Here is a 17,187-nt window from a genome sequence, read left to right as displayed (position 1 = left end):
CGCAACGTGACAGACGACCGCGACGGCACCCCCGGAGGCGCGAGCTCCCGGCGCGTGCCGCCCTCGATCCAGCCGCGCAGCGGCCAGGAGCGGCCCGGCACGGCGCGTCCCGCGGTGCCCGTGCGCCGGCAGAGCGTGCGCCCCTCGGACGGTCAGCAGTACGACACCCCGCCGGGCCGCAGCCACGCGGCGGCGGCGCAGGACTCGCGCGCCGCCCGCCAGGCGCCGCCCGCGCAGGCGAGGCCCGCATCGTCCTCGAGCACGCGGACCGCTCCGCCGCGACAGGCACCGCCGCCCGCCCCGGCCACCGCCAAGCGTCGCCGCAAGCGTCACCCGGTGCGCCGGACGCTCCTGGCGCTGCTCGTGATCCTCGTGGCGCTGCTGGTGATCTTCTACATGTGGGTCGCGTCCCACATCAACCACGTCGACGCCCTCTCGGGCGCGCCCGGCACGCCGGGGCTCACCACGCTGATCGTGGGCTCGGACTCGCGCGAGGGGTGGGACGAGGACGGCACGGAGGGCGCGCGGACCGACACGATCATGCTGCTGCACAAGCCGGAGTCGGGTCCGACCGCGCTGATCAGCATCCCGCGCGACTCGTACGTCGAGATCCCGGGCAACGGCAAGAACAAGATCAACGCATCGTTCGCATGGGGCGGGCCGCAGCTGCTCGTGAAGACCGTCGAGGGCCTCACCGGGCTCACGGTGGACCGCTACCTCGAGGTGGGGTTCACGGGCGTGGCGGACATCGTCGACGCGGTCGGCGGTGTCGAGCTCTGCTACGACAAGACGGTCAACGACAAGCTCAGCCGCCTCAAGTGGGAGGCGGGCTGCCATGTCGCCGACGGCGAGACCGCGCTGGCCTTCGCACGCATGCGCTACAGCGATCCCCTGGGCGACATCGGCCGTGCGGAGCGCCAGCAGCAGGTGGTCGCGAAGGTCGCCGACAAGGTCCTGAGCCCCGGGACGGTGCTCAACCCGTTCCAGCTGGTGCCCACCGTGGGCGCGGGCCTCGACGCCTTCCGGGTCGACGAGTCCGCCGGCCCGTTCGACCTGGTCCAGGTGGCCCTCGCGTTCAACTCCGGTCGCGGTGGCGACGCGGTCAGGGGCACGCCGCCCATCACCTCGATGGGCTACTCGGTGGCCGGGGTGGGCTCGACGGTGCTGCTCGACGCGGACAAGGCCGACCAGTTCTGGGAGGACATCGCGACCGGCGCCTACGAGCCGGGCACGGAGGTCGGCGGAGCGCCCTGACGCTGCGCCACGTGTACCCCGGGCCCCGTTCCGCCTGCGCCGCCCCCTGCGCCGCCCCCCGACAACAGGTGCGGATCGTGCGGGCGACGCGCCGTTGGAGGCGTGATCCGGTGCGGATAGTGCGGCGTGCGAGTTGCTCGTGGTGTCCCCAGCCAACCGGGGAGCGTGATCTCTCCACCGCGGCGCGGTGGTGGGGGACCTCGCGGGGATCCCGGGACTGAGGTGGAGCCATGCCCGCGACCGGCGACAAGCCCCGAATGCCTTCCGAGGTCCACGACGGCGGCCTGAGCTTCAGCCGTGCCGAGCTCGTGCGGTCGACCTCGCCGCACGCGGTCCGGATGGCGATCGCCTCGGGCGAGATCGCGCTCGTGCTCCCGGGTCGCTACGCGTCGGGCCCGCATGCCCGGTCGTGGCTGGTCCGGGCCCACGCGGGCGTGTGCGTCACCCACGGGGTGGTGACCGGCATGGCAGCGCTGCTGCTCGCCGGCGCGGAGCGCCGCGCCCCTGGCGTCATCGACGTGACCACGTCCACCGCGGTGCGTGCTCCAGCGGTGCCGTGGTTGCGCATCGTGCGCCAGCCGCGCCTCCCGCCGGCCGCTCGGTGGCGGGGGATCGACATCGCGCGACCCGCGTGGTCAGTGCTCCACGAGTGGCAACGGGGCTCGGAGCGGGACCGCGTCGGCACCATCCTCCGGGCGCTGCAGCGGAGGGTCTGCACCCCCGACGACGTCCGCGCGGCGATGCGGAGGATGCCCCGGGTCCGGGACCGCGCGGGCCTGCACCGCGTGTTCGAGGCGTTCGAGTCGCGTGCCCACAGCTTCCTCGAGCATGAGGGCCTCACGCGGGTGTTCGCCCACCGGGAGTTCTCGCGGTTCGTGCGGCAGCATGAGGCGGTCGCGCGCGGCGAGACGCGCTTCCTCGACATGTACGACCCCGCGACGCGCACCAACGTCGAGCTCGACGGCGACGAGTTCCACCTGCCGGGCGAGCAACGCGTGCGCGACAACCGCCGCGAGGCGGATCTCGCGACCCTCGGGATCCAGACCATCCGCCTCAGCTACGAGGACGTCATGGGTCGACCCGCATGGTGCCGCGACATCGTGTCGGCGGTTCTGCGGAGCCGCGAATCGCACGATCAGCACCGATAGGCGTCGATGAATGCCGCCAGGCGACACGATTCGCACACATTGGCGGGGCGGGCAGGGCGGGGAGAGGGGAGCGCGGTTAGTCCACGTTCTGCACCGGGCGGGTCGCCCTGCCCGCCCAGCGGATCGCGCGGGTCGCGATCGCGCCGCCCACCGGGCCGAAGGCGCGCGTCGACCAGCGATCACGCTCGAGCATCTCGCGTGCCCAGGAGGGCAGCAGCGCGCCCGCTCCGGAGGCGAGCATCCCGTACGGCACACGCAGGGCACGGCTCACGGGCGGCTCCCGGAGCAGGAAGTCGGCGGCGTCCAACGCCTCGCGTGTCACCTCGAGCTCGGGGCGGAAGGCGTCGATCGCCTCGCGCAGACCCTCGACGGACACCGGCAGGTCCGCTGCGCCCAGGCGCTCACCCACCTGCGCGACCTGGGCCACGTACTCGTCGCGCTGCGCCGCGGTGAGCGGACGCGCCCCGTAGCGCGTGTGCGCCGCGAGGAACGAGTCGGCCTCCGCGATGTGCACCCACCGCAGCAGGTGGGGATCCGACGCGCGGTACTCGCGCCCGTCCGGGAGGCGGCCCCGCACGCGCTCGTGCACGGCGCGGATCCGGGCGACGGTCGCCTCGGCGTCGTCCCCCGTCCCGAACGTGGTGAACGCCAGGAACGTCGCCGTGCGCGACAGGCGGCCCCACGGATCGGAGCGGTAGCCCGAGTGGCCCGCGACGCCCGCCATCGCGAGCGGGTGGAGCGACTGCAGCAGCAGGGCCCGGACGCCGCCGACGTACATCGCGGCGTCCCCGTGCACGACGCGGATGGCGCTGCCGGGAGCGAACCAGCGTGGACCGGGGGTCTCGTGGACCTGCGCGCGGATCGCGGGGCCCTGGTCCCCGCCCACCTTGGCGAAGAGCGCCGCGCCCATCCGGGCGCGCATGCGCTCGACGGGATGGGTGGTGGGGGTCACGCTGTCAGTATCGCCCCGCGTTAGGATGGCGCGCCGGTCTCGCTCAGCCCCGAGCCGACCACGAGGGCGGCAGATGCATGCCGCCGTGACCGGGACCCGCCCCACCCGGAACAGGAGAGTGCATGCGCAAGCCCAGGTCCGCCGCCTCGTGGTGGTCGCGTTCGCGCTCGCAGCGCGCACGCGCGTGGGTGACGGTGTGGACCGTGGTGCTGCTCTTCTCGGGCCAGGGCTTCCGCTACCTGCTCGGTGTGCCGCTCTACGGCACGCTGTGCGTGCTGACGGTCGCGGCCGTCGCGGTGAGCTTCCGTCGCTTCCTCGGGCAGATGCGGGTGCCGCCCCTCATCGGCACGTTCGTCGCGCTCGCGGCCCTGAGCATCCTGTGGTCGGCCACGCCCGCAGTCTCGGTGCTCGCGGTGGTGGTGCTCGCCGCCACCACGTTCGTCGCGGTGCTGATCGCGCGCGGCACGTCACGCGGCCAGTTCATGGCGTTCCTCTACCGGGGGCTGCAGGTGAGCCTCCTGGGCGGGCTGCTGTTCGAGCTGTTCGTCGCGCTCGTGGTCCGCCACGACCTGACCCCGCTCGCGACCGACCTGTCGAGCATCGCCAAGGTCGACGGAGGCGGCGAGCCCATCACGTGGTCGCGGAACAACCTCCTCGACGGCGGTCCGATCCAGGGATTCGTGGGCAACCGCAACCCGTTCGCCGCGATCGCGCTGTTCACGGCGATCGTCGCCGTCATCCTCCTGCTCGAGCGCCGCATCCGCGTGCTCGACGGCACGCTCACGCTCGCGCTCGCCGTGGTGGTGCACCTGCTGACGTCCTCCGCGACGGTCGCGGTGGCCGCCGTCTACCTCACGGGCCTCACGGTCGCGGCGATCATGATCCGCCGCTCGCGTGCCGCGAACAAGCGACGGCTGTCCTTCGCGGTGCTCGCCGTCACGGCGGTGGTCGCGGTGCTCACGCTGAAGTTCCGCGAGGAGATCTTCGCGATGTTCGACCGCGGTCCCGATGCGACGAACCGCACCGCGATCTGGGACCAGGTGGTCCAGTACGCGTGGGACCGTCCCGAGGGCTGGGGCTACGTGGGCTACTGGCCCATCTGGGAGGACCCCTACAAGACGATCGTCGACCACGCCGGCGTGGTCGCGGCGCACGCCCACAACGCGTTCCTCGACGCGTGGCTGCAGCTGGGCCTGATCGGGCTGGTGCTGCTGATCGTGATGGTGGTGCTCTCGTTCGGGAGCGCGTGGCGCCTGGTCGAGCGCGCGAGCCGCGGGGACACGTACATCCCCCTCGGGTGGGCGCTGCTGACCGCCGCCCTCGCGCTCCAGGCCCTCACCGAGTCGCGGCTCCTGGTGGAGGGCGGCTGGTTCCTCCTGGTGGTGCTGTTCGTCTCCGGGCCAGGCGTCTTCACGCTCACCATCGTCGACCCGGCGCTCGTGCGCACGGGCGCGCCGTCCGACGACGTCGCCCAGGCCGAGGACCCCGTCACGGTCCTCACGCGCCCGCCGGTCTGACGCGCCCGCGGCCGTCACGCGAGGGCCGCGCGCACCTCCGCGGCGTCGAAGGACCCGAGCGGCACGGTCGCGTGCCGCGCCGCGACGATGCGCGCACCCTCCACCACGTAGGTCCCGGACTGCTGCAGGCCATGGCGCACGAACAGGCCCACCGCGGCATGCGCGTCCTCGGACGCGACCACGGCCTCCGCGAGCGCGGGATGGCGGCGCGCGACCGCATCGGCCTCCGGGGCGCCGCCGGGCACGATCACCACCGCGGGGAGCCCCAGGCGCGCGATCGCGCGCAGGTGCTGATGGCACACGGGGCAGGTCGACGTGCGCATGAAGTAGAGCACCGTCCGGGGGGACGATGCGGCGATCGTCTCGAGCGCGACGGGCGCGCCCGCGCGGGACACGAGCTCGAGTCGGGGCAGCGTGTCACCGGCCGTGAGGGGCGCGGATAGGGTGGTCATCGGGACTCCGATCGATAGATGGGCAAGCATCCTGCCTAACAAGGCAGGCGGGCTGCCTATTCCGGCTTGCGGGAGACAAGGTGACGTACGAGGTCGAGCTGGCCGCCTTCGCGACCGCCGCGCGCGAGGACATCGGCAGGCTGCTCGTCGACGCGTCTCGCGCCGTGACGGACGATGCGCTCGCCCGGATCGACCCCGAGGGCACCTCGGGTGTCAGGGCGGCCCACGTCCCGGTCATCGCGGCGCTCGACGCAGGGGGGAGCCGCGTCGCGGACCTGGCTCCGCGGATCGGCCACACGAGGCAGGCGGTCGCCGCGCTGGTGCGCGACCTCGAGGTCGCCGGGATCGTCGAGGTGCGTCCGGACCCGCGCGACGGCCGGGCCTCGCTGGTCGGCCTCACCGCGGCCGGCGCCGAGTTCTGCGCGCGCGCCACCGAGACCATGCGCGCGCGCGAGCATGAGTGGAGGGCCGCATGGGGCGGCCCGGCGGTCGACGCGCTCCGCGAGGGCCTCACGCGCCTCGCGGGCGGGACCGAGTGACGGCAGGACGGCAGGGAGAAGCATGCGAGCGACGCTCATCCACGGCGAGAGGGACATCAGGGTCGAGGACGTCCCCGACCCGGTGCTCAGCACCGGCCTCGACGCGATCGTGCGCGTGGTCGCGGCGTGCGTGTGCGGATCCGACCTGTGGCCCTACCGCGGCGTGACGGCCGTGAAGGCGCCCAAGCGCATCGGCCACGAGTTCGTCGGCGTGGTCGAGGAGGTGGGCGACCGCGTCTCCCACGTGCGCCCCGGCGACTTCGTGATCGCGCCGTTCTACCAGTGCGACAACACGTGCGTGAACTGCCGCAACGGCATGACGGTGCATTGCCAGAACGGCGGATGGTGGGGCAGCGAGGCCGAGGGCCTCGGCTTCGCGGACGGCGGCCAGGGCGAGAGGGTGCGCGTGCCGCTCGCGGACGGCACGCTCGCGGTGGTCCCGGGAGGCATGCCGGACGATGCGATGATCCCGGGCCTCCTCACGCTGTCGGACGTCATGGGCACGGGCCACCACGCGGCGGTGTCGGGCGGGGTGACGGAGGGCTCGACGGTCGCGGTCGTGGGCGACGGTGCGGTGGGCCTGTGCGCCGTGATCGCAGCCAAGCGCCTCGGCGCGTCGCGCATCATCGCGATGTCGCGCCACGCGGACCGCCAGGCGCTCGCGCGCGAGCTGGGCGCCACCGACATCGTGCCCGAGCGTGGCGACGCCGGCGTCGCGCGCCTTAAGGAGATGTGCGGCGGGATCGGCCCCGACGTGGTGCTCGAGTGCGTCGGGACCAAGGAGTCCATGGACCAGGCGCTGCGGTCGGCGCGTCCGGGCGGCCAGGTCGGGTTCGTCGGCGTGCCCAACGGCGGGCCCGAGCTGCCCGTGCGCACCATGTTCGACACCAACGTCGGCGTGCGGGGCGGCGTCGCGCCGGTGCGCGGCTACATCGAGGAGCTGCTGCCCGAGGTGCTGGACGGGCGCATCCGCCCGGGCCTCGTGTTCGACCTCGAGCTCCCGCTCGAGCAGGCCGCCGAGGCGTACCGCGCGATGGACGAGCGCACCGCGATCAAGGTGATGCTGCGCCCATGAGCCTCCGCAGGTCCCGGATCGCGATCCTCACGTCGGTCGCGGTCCTTCTCGCGGCGTGCGCGGGCGCAGGCGACGGCTCCGACCTGCGCGGCGTCCCCACCGTCACGGCGGCGCCGTCGGCGAGCGTGACGGCGGCTCCGAGCCCCGCCTCGTCCGCGAGCGCGTCGCCCGCCGCGACCGGGAAGGCGCTCGACGCGGCGCTCGCCCTCGTGGTCGCGGCGCCGGCGTCGACGGACGGGTACAGCCGTGCGCAGTTCGGGTCGGCGTGGGCCGACGTCGACCACAACGGCTGCGACACGCGCAACGACATGCTCCGGCTGCGCCTCACCGACGTCACGCTCGACGGCGCGTGCATCGTGCTCGAGGGCGACCTCGACGACCCCTACACGGGCACCTCGATCCACTTCGAGCGTGGCGGAGCGAGCGAGATCGACATCGATCACATGGTCGCGCTGTCCGCCGCGTGGCAGACCGGTGCGGCGGACTGGGAGTTCGCGATGAGGGTGGCGCTGGCGAACGACCCTCTCAACCTCGAGCCGGTCGATGCGGGGGAGAACCGCGCCAAGGGCGACGACGACGCCGCGGAGTGGCTCCCGCCGAACAAGTCGTACCGATGCGAGTACGTCGCGCGCCAGGTGGCGGTGAAGTCCAAGTACGGGCTGTGGGTCACCGCGGACGAGCGCGACGCGATCGTCGACGTGCTGGAGACGTGCCCTGATCAGGCGATGCCGGACCTCGGGGACCAGCCGGTGACCGCGACCGGGTTCGGCGACGGCCCCGCGGATGAAGCGGACGATGAGGGTGCCGGCACGAGCGCCTCGCCGTCGCCGTCCCCGAGCGCCGCATCGTCCACCGACCCCCGCTTCTCCTCGTGCGCGAAGGCCGTGGCGGCGGGCTACGGGCCGTACGTCCAGGGCGTGGACGAGGAGTACGCGTGGTACCGCGACGGGGACGGAGACGGGACCGTCTGCGAGCGCTAGGAAGCGACGCGTCGCTTGCTCTATCTCTTATCGCGATATATCGTGATCGAACAGCGATAGACGAGATGAGGGGAGCGGCTCATGCGGAGCACGCATCAGCACCACTCGCCGCGCGGGATGCGCGGCTTCGGCCCGGGGTGGGTCGAGGAGAACGAGGCCGCGGGGGAGCGGCCGATGCGCCGTCGGGGAGGCTCCGGGCCCGGCGACGGCGCCGATGCGCCCGGCGTCGACGGGCCCGGACCCCGGGGCCGCCGCCACGGAGGGCCGGGCCGAGGCGGAGGCCACAGCCCCGGCGGGCGCGGGAGGGGACGCCACGGCGGCCGCTCGCGCGGCGACATCCGCGCGGCGATCCTGCTGCTGCTCGCCGAGCAGCCTCGCCACGGCTACGACCTGATCCGAGCCGTCGAGGAGCGCAGCGGGGGAGCCTGGGTACCCAGCCCGGGGTCGATCTACCCGACGCTTCAGGCGCTCGAGGACGAGGGCCTCGTGTCGATCGAGGTGGTCGAGGGCCGCAAGACCGCCGCGCTTACCGAGGCGGGCGACGCCTGGACCGCCGAGCACGCCGAGGAGCTCGACGCGCTGTTCGAGGTCGACGAGCGGGAGAAGCGCGACATCGCCCTACGTCACGAGATGACGGGCCTGCGCGACGCCGCCGTCCACGTCGCGCGGCAGGGGGACGGCGAGCTCGCCGAGCGTGCCGTCGAGATCCTCGCGGCGGCGCGCCGCGACCTCTACCGCCTGCTCGCGGGAGACGCCGGCTGATCCGCCGCCCACCCCGGACAGCGCCAACGGAGCGCGTCGCCGCGAGATCCGTTCGTGCTGTCCGGGTGGTGGGGCTAGAGCCGCGGCGCGATCCGCGCCTCGAGCCCGCTGCGCACCGCGGGCCATTCGCGGTCGAGGATCGAGAACACGACCGTGTCCCGGAGCGTGCCGTCGTGCCAGCGCTGGTGCTGGCGCAGCACGCCGTCCTGATGCGCGCCCAGGCGCGCGATCGCGGCCCGCGACTGGTGGTTGTGCCAATGCGTGCGCAGCTCGACCGCGATGCAGCCGAGCTCGTCGAAGGCGCGCGAGAGCAGCAGGAGCTTCATCGCGGGGTTGATCCCCGTGCCCTGCGCCTCGCGCCCGAGCCACGTGCTGCCGATCTCGAGGCGCCCGTTGACAGGATCGAGGTTGAGGTACGTGGTCATGCCCACCGCGGCGTCGCGCGCCGCATCGACCACCGCCCACGCCGCGATTCGTCCCGCGGCCTGCGAGGCGACGCGCGCCTCGATCTCGCTCGCCATCTCCTCGGGCGAGGGGATGCGCGTGTACCAGGTACGCCACAGCTCGCCGGGCATCACGGCGCCCGCGAGGTCGTCGCGGTGAGCGGGCGACAGCGGCTCGAGGCGGACCAGCGGGTGCGTGAGCAGGGGCGACTCGTGGAAGGCCATGCCGGGAGCCTAGGGCCTCCCGCGCATCGTCACGCGGAAGCGGCGGCCTCCTTGGCGGCGCGCTTCTCGGCCCTCTTCTCCGCCTTCTCCGCGGCCTTCGCCTCCTCGTGCTCCCGCTTGGCCTCGGCCGCCGCGGCCGCCGCGGCCCCCACGATCCCGGCGCCGTTGAGCAGGTCCGCGGGGATGATCGGTGCGCGCAGGCGCAGCTTGGGCAGGAACATGTGGTGCGACTTCGACACGCCGCCGCCGACGATGATGAGGTCCGGCCACAGCAGCCGCTCGAGCTCCGAGTAGTACTTCTGGAGCTGCTCGATCCACTGGTCCCAGTCGTAGCCGTAGCGGTCGCGCGCGGACTCGGCCGCCCGGTCCTCCGCATCGTGCCCGTCGATCATGATGTGCCCGAGCTCGAGGTTGGGCACCAGGGTGCCGTCGACGATCATCGCCGTGCCGATGCCCGTGCCCAGCGTGGTCATGAGGATCGAGCCGTTGCGTCCGTGCGCCGCACCGAACTTGTACTCGCCGTAGCCGGCGGCGTCGGCATCGTTGAGCACGTGGACGTCGTGCCCCGCGTAGTCGCGGATGATCGCGCGCAGGTCCGTGCCGATCCACGAGTCGTCGACGTTGGCGGCGGTCTTGACGATGCCGTGCTGGACCACGCCGGGGAAGGCCACCCCGATGGGGACCTTCTTCGACGGGTTGAACTTCGCGATCACCCTCGCGACCGTGCGGGCGATCGCATCCGGTGTCGAGGGCTGGGGGGTGGGGATGCGGTACCGCTCGTCGGTGAACTTGCCGTTCTTGAGGTTGACGGGAGCGGCCTTGATCCCTGTGCCGCCGATGTCGACCCCGATCGCGATGTTCTTGCTCATGGCAGCGTCAGAACCTCCGGTCCGGTCTCCGTGATGACGATCGTGTGCTCGAACTGCGCGACCCACGAGCCGTCGTTCGTCACGACGGTCCAGCCGTCGTCCCACTCGTGGTTGTCCTCCGCGCCCATGCAGAGCATCGGCTCGACGGTGAACACCATGCCGACCTCGATGATGTCGTCGTGGTGGGGCGCCGCGTCGTAGTGGGGGATGATCAGGCCGGTGTGGAAGGCGGGGCCGACCCCGTGGCCCGTGTAGCTGCGCACGGACTCGTAGCCGAAGCGCGCGGCGTACTTCTCGATCACACGGCCGATGATGTTGACCTGCCGGCCCGGCTGCGCCGACTTGATGCCGCGCATCATGGCCTCGTGCGTGACCTCGACCAGCTTCCGGGCGTCCGCGGAGCCCTCGCCCGCGATGAACGAGCCGCAGTTGTCGCCGTGCACGCCGTCCTTGAACGCCGTGATGTCGACCTTCACGATGTCGCCCTCCTCGATCACGGTCGAGTCGGGGATGCCGTGGCAGATGACCTCGTTGACCGAGGTGCACATCGCCTTGGGGAACGGCGGACGGCCCGCCGCACCGGGATAGCCGAGCGTCGACGGGTAGGCGCCATGGTCGAGGACGAACTCGTGACCGATGCGGTCGAGCTCCTCGGTGGTGACGCCGGGAGCGACGTGGCGGCCGACCTCGGCGAGCGCCTGGGCCGCGATCCTCGCGCTGATGCGGATCCTCTCGATGGTCTCGGCGCTGTGGACGTCTCCGCCCTTCCACATCGCCGCCCGCTTCTTCCCGACGTACTCCGGCCGGGCGATGGACTGGGGAACCTCGCGCCAAGGGGAGACGACGCCCTTGGTGACCTTCTCGCGTACAGGGCTCATGCCTGGCAGTCTATTCATGGAGGCGATGTCGATGTCGAACGGAGCGGACGACCCCGTGGAGTACTGGTTCAACACCAAGACTGGGAAGGTCGAGAAGGGGCAGCAGAGCTCGTGGGAGCACCTCATGGGCCCGTACCCGACCGCCGAGGAGGCGGCCGGTGCGCTCGAGATCGCGAGGCATCGCAGCGAGTCCTGGGACGACGATGACGACCGTTGGCGGAACGAGTCGTAGACCCCGCGTCGGAGGATCCGCCCTGACCAAGGGAGGCTCGTCATGAGCATCCGTGTCTACGTCGACACGTTCGTGCGCGCCGAGACCGATCGCATGTTCTCGGACATCCAGCGGGGTGCGGGAGGGCTGGGCGTGCTGATGCATCACCGCGCACCGACGCCGATCGACCAGCAGACGGTCATCCGCATGAACCGCGACACGCTCTACAGCTTCGGGGTGGTCGACCTCGCGCGGCCGGTCACGCTCACGCTGCCGGACGCCGGCGGACGGTACCTGTCCGCGATGATCGTGAGCAACGACCACCACATCCCCGTGATCCTTCACGATGCGGGTGCGCACGTCCTCGAGCAGGCGACGGTCGGCACCAGGTACGCGCTCGTCGCGCTGCGGATCCTGGTGGACCCCGCCGACGCGGACGACGTCGCCGCGGTCCGCGCGCTGCAGGACCAGGTGTCGCTCGCCGGCGGCGGGGGAGAGCCCTTCGCCTACCCGGACTACGACACCGCGAGCCTCGACGCCACCCGTGACGCGCTGCTGTCGCTCGCCGCGCGTCTGAGCGACTACACGGGCGCTTTCGGCCGCGCGGGCGAGGTCGACCCGATCCACCACCTCATCGGCACGGCGTCCGGCTGGGGCGGCCTGCCCACGAGCGAGGCCGTGTACGTGTCGCTGGCACCGGACGATGCGTCGCGCGACCACGAGATGGTGCTCGCGGATGTTCCGGTCGACGCGTTCTGGTCCGTGTCCGTGTACAACGGCGACGGCTTCTTCGAGCCGAACGCCTTCGATCGCTACACGGTCAACAGCGTCACCGCGACGCCGGACGATGAGGGCGCCGTGACGGTCCGCCTGGTGCACGGCGAGCCGTCGGGCCCGAACGACGTCCCGGTGCCCGCCGCGTGGGGCATCGTGCTACGGCTGTACCGGCCCCGGCCGGAGATCGTCGACGGGACCTGGGCCGCGCCGCCGCTCGTGCCCGTCGAGGAGTAGGGCGCGCTTCCGTCAGACGTGCTGGCGCCACGAGTGCTGCGGCTCGTAGCCCAGCAGGCGTCGCGCCTTGTCGATCGACAGCATCGTCTCGTGCACGCCGAGCTCCTTGGTGACGGGCACCTCCGGGAACTCGGCCGCCGCGAGCTCCGCGCTCGACCGCGACATCACGGTGTCGGCGTTGGCGATGACGAACCGGTCGAACCCTCGCGGCCCGTACGCCAGCGCCCGCGCGACCGCCTGGGCGCCGTCGCGGCCGTCGATGTAGCCCCACAGGTTCCAGCGGCGCGCCTTCGGGTCCTCGTCGAAGCCGGGGAAGGCGGCGTAGTCCTCGACGTCCATGACGTTGGAGAAGCGCAGCGCGAGGATCTTGAGGTCAGGGTCCCAGCGGCACAGCTGGATCGCCATCTGCTCCTCGAGGTGCTTGACCAGCGAGTAGTGCGACTCGGGGCGCGCGTCGTAGTCCTCGTCGACGGGGATGTAGGGAGGGGGAGTCTCGAAGGGCAGGCCGAGCACGGTCTCGGAGGACGCGTACACGATGTCCCGGATCCCGGCGCGCCGCGCCCCCTGGAACACGTTGAAGGTCGCGGCGATGTTGTGGTGGAAGGTCGCGACGTCCGTCATCTGGCCGGGCGCGGGGACCGCCGCGAGGTGGACCACGGCGTCGACCGCGCCGTACCGGTCCTGCACCCCGAACATCGCGTCCATCGCCTGGCCGGCGTCGGTGAGATCCACGCGGGTGTAGTCCATCGCCGGCGGGAGCGGCTTCGCGTCGAGCCGGTGGACCGCGTGACCGTCCGTGGTGAGGCGTGCGACCACGTGGCGGCCGAGCTTCCCCTCGGACCCGGTGACGACGATGGACGCCATGGCTCAGCTCTCGAAGGTGTGCTCGGCGGCGGGGAAGGCGACCTCCTTGACCTCGCCGACGTACGCGGCGGCCGCATCGGTCATCGCCTGGCCCACCGCGCCGAACTGCTTCGAGAAGCGCGGGTGCCAGTCGCCCACGCCCGCCATGTCGAGCCACACGAGCACCTGGCCGTCGGTGTCCGGGCCCGCGCCGATGCCGATCGTGGGGATGTCGAGCGCCTCGGTCACGGCCTTGGCCGCGGGCGCGATCACCATCTCGAGCACCACCGCGAAGGCGCCGGCCTCCTGGAGGGCGAGGGCATCGGCCACCAGCTCGTCGATGCCGTGCTCGCCGCGGCCCTGGATGCGGCGGCCGCCCAGAGCGGTCTCCGACTGCGGTGTGAAGCCGAGGTGCCCGCAGAACGGGATGCCCGCATCCGTCACCGCCTTGACCTGGCGCGCGATGCGACGGCCGCCCTCGAACTTGATCGCGTGCGCGCCCGAGAGCTTGACCATGCGGATCGAGGACTCGACGGCCTGCTCGGGGGAGACCTCGTAGGCCCCGAACGGGAGGTCCGCGACCACGAAGGCGTGCTCGGCGCCGCGCACCACGGCGCGCGCGAACGGGATCATCTCGTCGAGCGTGAGCGGGACCGTCGACTCCATGCCCAGCATGTTGTCGCCCAGGGAGTCCCCGACCAGGAGGATGTCCGCGCCGCCGGCGTTGAACGCCCGGGCGGTGGGGAAGTCGTAGGCGGTGAGCATGGCGATCTTCTCGCCTCGCTGCTTCATCTCCTTGAAGTGGTGGATCCGGACCTTCTTGCGGCTCATGGCTTCAGCCTCTCACGATGGGGGAGCCCCAGTGACGCTGGTCGCCCCATGGCGAGCACGGACGAGCGGAAAACGACCATGAGCGCCCCATTCCGGGTGGGGTGGTGGGGTGGTGGGGTGGCGCGGTGGCGGGCTACACGTCGAGCTCGCGCCAGCGGCTCGTGATCGGCAGGCGCCGGTCGCGGCCGAAGGCCAGCGCCGTGACCTTGGGGCCCGGCGGGTACTGCCGCCGCTTCCACTCGGCTCGGTCCACGAGGGACAGCACCTTGTCCACCACCGCGGCGTCGAAGCCGCGCGCCAGCAGGGCGTCACGGCCCTCCGCATGCTCGACGTACGCGTCGAGGACCTCGTCGAGCAGCTCGTACGGAGGCAGGGAGTCCTGATCGGTCTGGCCGGGACGCAGCTCGGCGCTCGGCGGCTTCTCGATCGAGCTCACCGGGATGGGCTCGACCTCGCCGCGCGAGGCGGCGTACGCGTTGCGCCACCGGGCGAGCTGCCACACGCGTGTCTTGTCGAGGTCCTTGAGCGGAGCGAAGCCGCCGATGGATCCGGCGTCGTAGATGGTCGCGTAGCCCGCGGCGAGCTCCGACTTGTTGCCCGGCGCGATCACCAGGTGGCCCTCGCGGTTCGACAGCGCCATGAGGATCACGCCGCGCAGCCGCGCCTGGAGGTTCTCCTCGGCCACGCCGGTGAGCGCGAGCTGGTCCTGGAAGGCCCCGACCAGCGTCGCGATGGGCTCGACCCGGTAGTCGGCGCCGATCCGCTTGGCCAGGTCGGCCGCATCGTCCTTCGAGTGGTCCGAGGAGTACTCCGAGGGCATGGACACGCCCACCACGTTCTCCCCGCCGATCGCGTCGGCCGCGATCGCGGCGGTCAGCGCGGAGTCGATGCCGCCCGACATGCCGAGCACCACGCTGCGGAAGCCGTTCTTCACCACGTAGTCGCGCAGCCCCGTGACGCACGCCCAGTAGCTCTGCTCGTCGAGCGACTCCGCAGGCGCGATCCCGGACACCGGGACCGGGGACCCCGCCTCGGGCACGTCCCACACGATCATGGCGTCCGAGAACCCGGGCGCCGAGGCGACGACATCGCCCGCGGGGGACACGATGAAGGAGTGGCCGTCGAAGACCAGGTCGTCCTGGCCGCCCCACAGGTTGACGTAGGCGACCGGCGCCCCGACCTCGCGGGCGCGCCGCGCCGCGAGCTCGACCCGGGTGTGGCCCTTGCCCTCCTCGAAGGGCGAGCCGTTGAGCACCACCAGCAGGCGCAGCCCGCGTCCCTCGAGGTCCGCGACGGTCCCGCCGTCCTGCCAGATGTCCTCGCAGATCGCGAGGCCCAGCGAGGACGAGGCGACATCGACCACGCACGCGTCGTGGCCGGCGGCGAAGATGCGGCGCTCGTCGAACACCCCGTAGTTGGGCAGGTGGTGCTTGTTGTAGCGCGCCGCCACCCGGCCGTCGGCGATCACCACCGCCTGGTTGAACGGACGCCCGCCCGCCGACACCCCGAGCGTGCCCACGATGACGGTGAGCGAGCACAGGCCCTCCGCGACCAGCGTCGCGGCGATGCCGTCGACCGCGGCGGCGGCCGCGCGCTGGAAGCTCTCGCGCAGCGCGAGGTCCTCGATCGGGTAGCCGGTGAGCGTCATCTCGGGGAACGCGACCACGTGCGCGCCGAGCGCATGGGCCGCGCGGCAGCGGTCGAGGACAAGGGAAGCGTTACCAGCGATGTCGCCGACGCAGGTGTTGATCTGGGCGAGCGCGATGCGGAGGTCGGACATGGGTCAAGCGTAGGGCGGGCGGCGCGCCTTGCCGGGACACACGATGGACACATGGATGGTGCAGGATAGGCGGCATGGACAAGCAGCAGGAATATGTGCTCCGCAGCGTCGAGGAGCGCGACATCCGGTTCATCCGCCTGTGGTTCACGGATGTGCTGGGGATCCTCAAGTCGGTCGCGATCGCTCCGGCGGAGCTCGAGAACGCGTTCGCGGAGGGGATCGGCTTCGACGGCTCGGCCGTCGAGGGGCTCACGCGCGTCTACGAGGCGGACATGATCGCGAAGCCGGACCCGGCGAGCTTCCAGATCCTGCCGTGGCGCGGTGAGCGCCAGGGCGCCGCACGCATGTTCTGCGACATCTACACGCCCGACGGCGAGCCCGCGCTGTCCGACCCCCGTCAGGTGCTCAAGCGCACGCTCGACAAGGCGTCGGCGCAGGGCTTCAGCTTCTACACGCACCCCGAGATCGAGTTCTACCTGTTCAAGCAGTTCGAGAGCGGGCAGCAGCCGGTTCCCGTGGACCGCGCCGGGTACTTCGACAACGTGCCGCGCGGCACCGCGCACAACTTCCGCCGCGAGGCGATCACGATGCTCGAGAACATGGGCATCTCCGTCGAGTTCAGCCACCACGAGGCAGGGCCCGGCCAGAACGAGATCGACCTGCGCTACGCGGACGCCCTCACCACGGCGGACAACATCATGACGTTCCGCACGGTCATCAAGGAGGTCGCGCTCGAGCAGGGCGTGTTCGCCTCCTTCATGCCGAAGCCGCTGTTCGAGGCCCCGGGGTCCGGCATGCACACGCACATGAGCCTGTTCGAGGGCGACCGCAACGCGTTCCACGAGGCCGGCGCGGAGATGGGGCTGTCGCTCACCGCGCGTCAGTTCATGGCGGGGCTGCTCAAGCACGCGCCGGAGATCACGGCGATCACCAACCAGTACGTCAACTCCTACAAGCGCCTGTGGGGCGGCGCCGAGGCGCCGTCGTACGTGTGCTGGGGCTCCAACAACCGCTCGGCGCTGGTGCGCGTGCCGGTGCACAAGCCCGGCAAGAGCCAGTCGGCTCGCGTCGAGTACCGCGCGATGGACTCCGCCGCGAACCCGTACCTCGCGTTCTCGGTCCTGCTCGCCGCGGGCCTTAAGGGCATCCAGGAGGGCATGGAGCTGCCGGAGGGCGCCGAGGACGACGTCTGGGAGCTGTCCAACGCGGAGCGCCGTGCGCTCGGCTACGAGCCGCTGCCCACGTCGCTCGCCGAGGCGATCGCGGAGATGGAGAAGTCCGAGCTGGTCGCGGAGACCCTGGGCGAGCGCGTGTTCGACTTCGTGCTGCGCAACAAGCGCGCGGAGTGGGAGGCGTACCGCGCCCAGGTGACGCCGTACGAGCTCGACACGTACCTGTCGGTGCTCTGAACGGAGCG

At 72.0% G+C, this 17,187-nt stretch carries 18 protein-coding genes; 10 read left to right on the top strand and 8 right to left on the bottom strand.

Annotated elements, in window-relative coordinates:
* Window positions 1–6 precede the first annotated feature (6 nt).
* Together AOM06_RS05460 and AOM06_RS05455 are read left to right on the top strand one after the other, a co-directional pair.
* Window positions 7–1,254 (top strand): LCP family protein, encoded by a 1,248-nt coding sequence (locus AOM06_RS05460; protein ID WP_228372862.1) that lies wholly within the window; start codon window positions 7–9, stop codon window positions 1,252–1,254.
* 230 nt (window positions 1,255–1,484) lie between these two features.
* A complete protein-coding gene (locus AOM06_RS05455; RefSeq protein WP_062303735.1) occupies window positions 1,485–2,402 on the top strand; it encodes an endonuclease domain-containing protein in 918 nt (305 codons plus the stop codon).
* Window positions 2,403–2,478: 76 nt separating this feature from the next.
* On the opposite strand, the gene AOM06_RS05450 is transcribed toward AOM06_RS05455, so the two are convergent.
* Window positions 2,479–3,354, bottom strand: coding sequence for an oxygenase MpaB family protein (locus tag AOM06_RS05450; RefSeq protein WP_228372861.1), 876 nt, complete (start codon window positions 3,352–3,354; stop codon window positions 2,479–2,481).
* A gap of 122 nt (window positions 3,355–3,476) precedes the next feature.
* Between AOM06_RS05450 and AOM06_RS05445 the strand changes: the two genes are divergently transcribed.
* A complete protein-coding gene (locus AOM06_RS05445; RefSeq protein ID WP_062303734.1) occupies window positions 3,477–4,871 on the top strand; it encodes an O-antigen ligase family protein in 1,395 nt (464 codons plus the stop codon).
* Between the two features lie 14 nt (window positions 4,872–4,885).
* Here AOM06_RS05445 and AOM06_RS05440 read toward each other — a convergent pair whose 3' ends face one another.
* Window positions 4,886–5,323, bottom strand: a complete 438-nt coding sequence (locus tag AOM06_RS05440; RefSeq protein WP_062303733.1) for a thioredoxin domain-containing protein — start codon at window positions 5,321–5,323, stop codon at window positions 4,886–4,888.
* 80 nt (window positions 5,324–5,403) lie between these two features.
* On the opposite strand from AOM06_RS05440, the gene AOM06_RS05435 reads away from it, so the two are divergent.
* The 4 genes from AOM06_RS05435 to AOM06_RS05420 all read left to right on the top strand — a co-directional run bounded on the left by AOM06_RS05435 (window position 5,404) and on the right by AOM06_RS05420 (window position 8,679).
* Entirely contained in the window at window positions 5,404–5,862 is a 459-nt protein-coding gene (locus AOM06_RS05435) for a MarR family winged helix-turn-helix transcriptional regulator (RefSeq protein WP_062303732.1), read from the top strand.
* A gap of 22 nt (window positions 5,863–5,884) precedes the next feature.
* On the top strand, window positions 5,885–6,937 hold the full coding sequence (locus AOM06_RS05430; RefSeq protein WP_062303731.1) for a zinc-dependent alcohol dehydrogenase family protein: 1,053 nt from the start codon (window positions 5,885–5,887) through the stop codon (window positions 6,935–6,937).
* Entirely contained in the window at window positions 6,934–7,917 is a 984-nt protein-coding gene (locus tag AOM06_RS05425) for a GmrSD restriction endonuclease domain-containing protein (protein ID WP_082105336.1), read from the top strand. The genes AOM06_RS05430 and AOM06_RS05425 overlap by 4 nt, the downstream gene beginning before the upstream one ends.
* Before the next feature lie 81 nt (window positions 7,918–7,998).
* Window positions 7,999–8,679 (top strand): PadR family transcriptional regulator, encoded by a 681-nt coding sequence (locus AOM06_RS05420; protein WP_062303730.1) that lies wholly within the window; start codon window positions 7,999–8,001, stop codon window positions 8,677–8,679.
* A 74-nt stretch (window positions 8,680–8,753) separates the two neighbouring features.
* On the opposite strand, the gene AOM06_RS05415 is transcribed toward AOM06_RS05420, so the two are convergent.
* The 3 genes from AOM06_RS05415 to map are packed head-to-tail and all read right to left on the bottom strand — an operon-like array spanning window position 8,754 to window position 11,094.
* Window positions 8,754–9,347 (bottom strand): GNAT family N-acetyltransferase, encoded by a 594-nt coding sequence (locus AOM06_RS05415; protein WP_062303729.1) that lies wholly within the window; start codon window positions 9,345–9,347, stop codon window positions 8,754–8,756.
* 29 nt (window positions 9,348–9,376) lie between these two features.
* Complete coding sequence (ppgK, locus tag AOM06_RS05410; RefSeq protein ID WP_062303728.1) at window positions 9,377–10,216, bottom strand: polyphosphate--glucose phosphotransferase; 840 nt, start codon at window positions 10,214–10,216, stop codon at window positions 9,377–9,379.
* Window positions 10,213–11,094, bottom strand: a complete 882-nt coding sequence (gene map / locus AOM06_RS05405) for a type I methionyl aminopeptidase (protein WP_062303727.1) — start codon at window positions 11,092–11,094, stop codon at window positions 10,213–10,215. The genes ppgK and map overlap by 4 nt, the downstream gene beginning before the upstream one ends.
* A 31-nt stretch (window positions 11,095–11,125) precedes the next feature.
* On the opposite strand from map, the gene AOM06_RS05400 reads away from it, so the two are divergent.
* A complete protein-coding gene (locus AOM06_RS05400) occupies window positions 11,126–11,326 on the top strand; it encodes an SPOR domain-containing protein (RefSeq protein ID WP_174447463.1) in 201 nt (66 codons plus the stop codon).
* A 42-nt stretch (window positions 11,327–11,368) separates the two neighbouring features.
* A complete protein-coding gene (locus AOM06_RS05395) occupies window positions 11,369–12,316 on the top strand; it encodes a DUF1214 domain-containing protein (RefSeq protein WP_062303725.1) in 948 nt (315 codons plus the stop codon).
* A 12-nt stretch (window positions 12,317–12,328) separates the two neighbouring features.
* On the opposite strand, the gene AOM06_RS05390 is transcribed toward AOM06_RS05395, so the two are convergent.
* The 3 genes from AOM06_RS05390 to AOM06_RS05380 all read right to left on the bottom strand — a co-directional run bounded on the left by AOM06_RS05390 (window position 12,329) and on the right by AOM06_RS05380 (window position 15,770).
* The gene (locus AOM06_RS05390; RefSeq protein ID WP_062303724.1) at window positions 12,329–13,180 is read right to left on the bottom strand and encodes an NAD-dependent epimerase/dehydratase family protein; all 852 of its coding nucleotides are present in this window, start codon (window positions 13,178–13,180) and stop codon (window positions 12,329–12,331) included.
* 3 nt (window positions 13,181–13,183) lie between these two features.
* Window positions 13,184–13,990, bottom strand: coding sequence for a 3-methyl-2-oxobutanoate hydroxymethyltransferase (gene panB, locus AOM06_RS05385; RefSeq protein ID WP_062303723.1), 807 nt, complete (start codon window positions 13,988–13,990; stop codon window positions 13,184–13,186).
* Window positions 13,991–14,123: 133 nt separating this feature from the next.
* Window positions 14,124–15,770 (bottom strand): NAD+ synthase, encoded by a 1,647-nt coding sequence (locus AOM06_RS05380; protein ID WP_062303722.1) that lies wholly within the window; start codon window positions 15,768–15,770, stop codon window positions 14,124–14,126.
* Window positions 15,771–15,844: 74 nt separating this feature from the next.
* Here AOM06_RS05380 and AOM06_RS05375 point away from each other — a divergent pair, with 74 nt between their 5' ends.
* The gene (locus AOM06_RS05375) at window positions 15,845–17,179 is read left to right on the top strand and encodes a glutamine synthetase family protein (protein WP_062303721.1); all 1,335 of its coding nucleotides are present in this window, start codon (window positions 15,845–15,847) and stop codon (window positions 17,177–17,179) included.
* Window positions 17,180–17,187: the final 8 nt, after the last annotated feature.

It is taken from the genome of Demequina subtropica (assembly GCF_000971235.1).
GTDB classification, from domain to species: domain Bacteria; phylum Actinomycetota; class Actinomycetes; order Actinomycetales; family Demequinaceae; genus Demequina; species Demequina subtropica.
This window is presented reverse-complemented; position numbering and strand designations above follow the sequence as displayed.

What these genes read in the sequence shown, in the direction of transcription:
- AOM06_RS05400 (WP_174447463.1), top strand. Translation starts at nt 11,126, where the DNA reads ATGTCGAACGGAGCGGACGACCCCGTGGAGTACTGGTTCAACACCAAG.
- AOM06_RS05415 (WP_062303729.1), bottom strand. Translation starts at nt 9,347, where the DNA reads ATGGCCTTCCACGAGTCGCCCCTGCTCACGCACCCGCTGGTCCGCCTC.
- panB (WP_062303723.1), bottom strand. Translation starts at nt 13,990, where the DNA reads ATGAGCCGCAAGAAGGTCCGGATCCACCACTTCAAGGAGATGAAGCAG.
- AOM06_RS05375 (WP_062303721.1), top strand. Translation starts at nt 15,845, where the DNA reads ATGGACAAGCAGCAGGAATATGTGCTCCGCAGCGTCGAGGAGCGCGAC.
- AOM06_RS05390 (WP_062303724.1), bottom strand. Translation starts at nt 13,180, where the DNA reads ATGGCGTCCATCGTCGTCACCGGGTCCGAGGGGAAGCTCGGCCGCCAC.
- ppgK (WP_062303728.1), bottom strand. Translation starts at nt 10,216, where the DNA reads ATGAGCAAGAACATCGCGATCGGGGTCGACATCGGCGGCACAGGGATC.
- AOM06_RS05420 (WP_062303730.1), top strand. Translation starts at nt 7,999, where the DNA reads ATGCGGAGCACGCATCAGCACCACTCGCCGCGCGGGATGCGCGGCTTC.
- AOM06_RS05455 (WP_062303735.1), top strand. Translation starts at nt 1,485, where the DNA reads ATGCCCGCGACCGGCGACAAGCCCCGAATGCCTTCCGAGGTCCACGAC.
- AOM06_RS05445 (WP_062303734.1), top strand. Translation starts at nt 3,477, where the DNA reads ATGCGCAAGCCCAGGTCCGCCGCCTCGTGGTGGTCGCGTTCGCGCTCG.
- AOM06_RS05380 (WP_062303722.1), bottom strand. Translation starts at nt 15,770, where the DNA reads ATGTCCGACCTCCGCATCGCGCTCGCCCAGATCAACACCTGCGTCGGC.
- AOM06_RS05440 (WP_062303733.1), bottom strand. Translation starts at nt 5,323, where the DNA reads ATGACCACCCTATCCGCGCCCCTCACGGCCGGTGACACGCTGCCCCGA.
- map (WP_062303727.1), bottom strand. Translation starts at nt 11,094, where the DNA reads ATGAGCCCTGTACGCGAGAAGGTCACCAAGGGCGTCGTCTCCCCTTGG.
- AOM06_RS05395 (WP_062303725.1), top strand. Translation starts at nt 11,369, where the DNA reads ATGAGCATCCGTGTCTACGTCGACACGTTCGTGCGCGCCGAGACCGAT.
- AOM06_RS05430 (WP_062303731.1), top strand. Translation starts at nt 5,885, where the DNA reads ATGCGAGCGACGCTCATCCACGGCGAGAGGGACATCAGGGTCGAGGAC.
- AOM06_RS05425 (WP_082105336.1), top strand. Translation starts at nt 6,934, where the DNA reads ATGAGCCTCCGCAGGTCCCGGATCGCGATCCTCACGTCGGTCGCGGTC.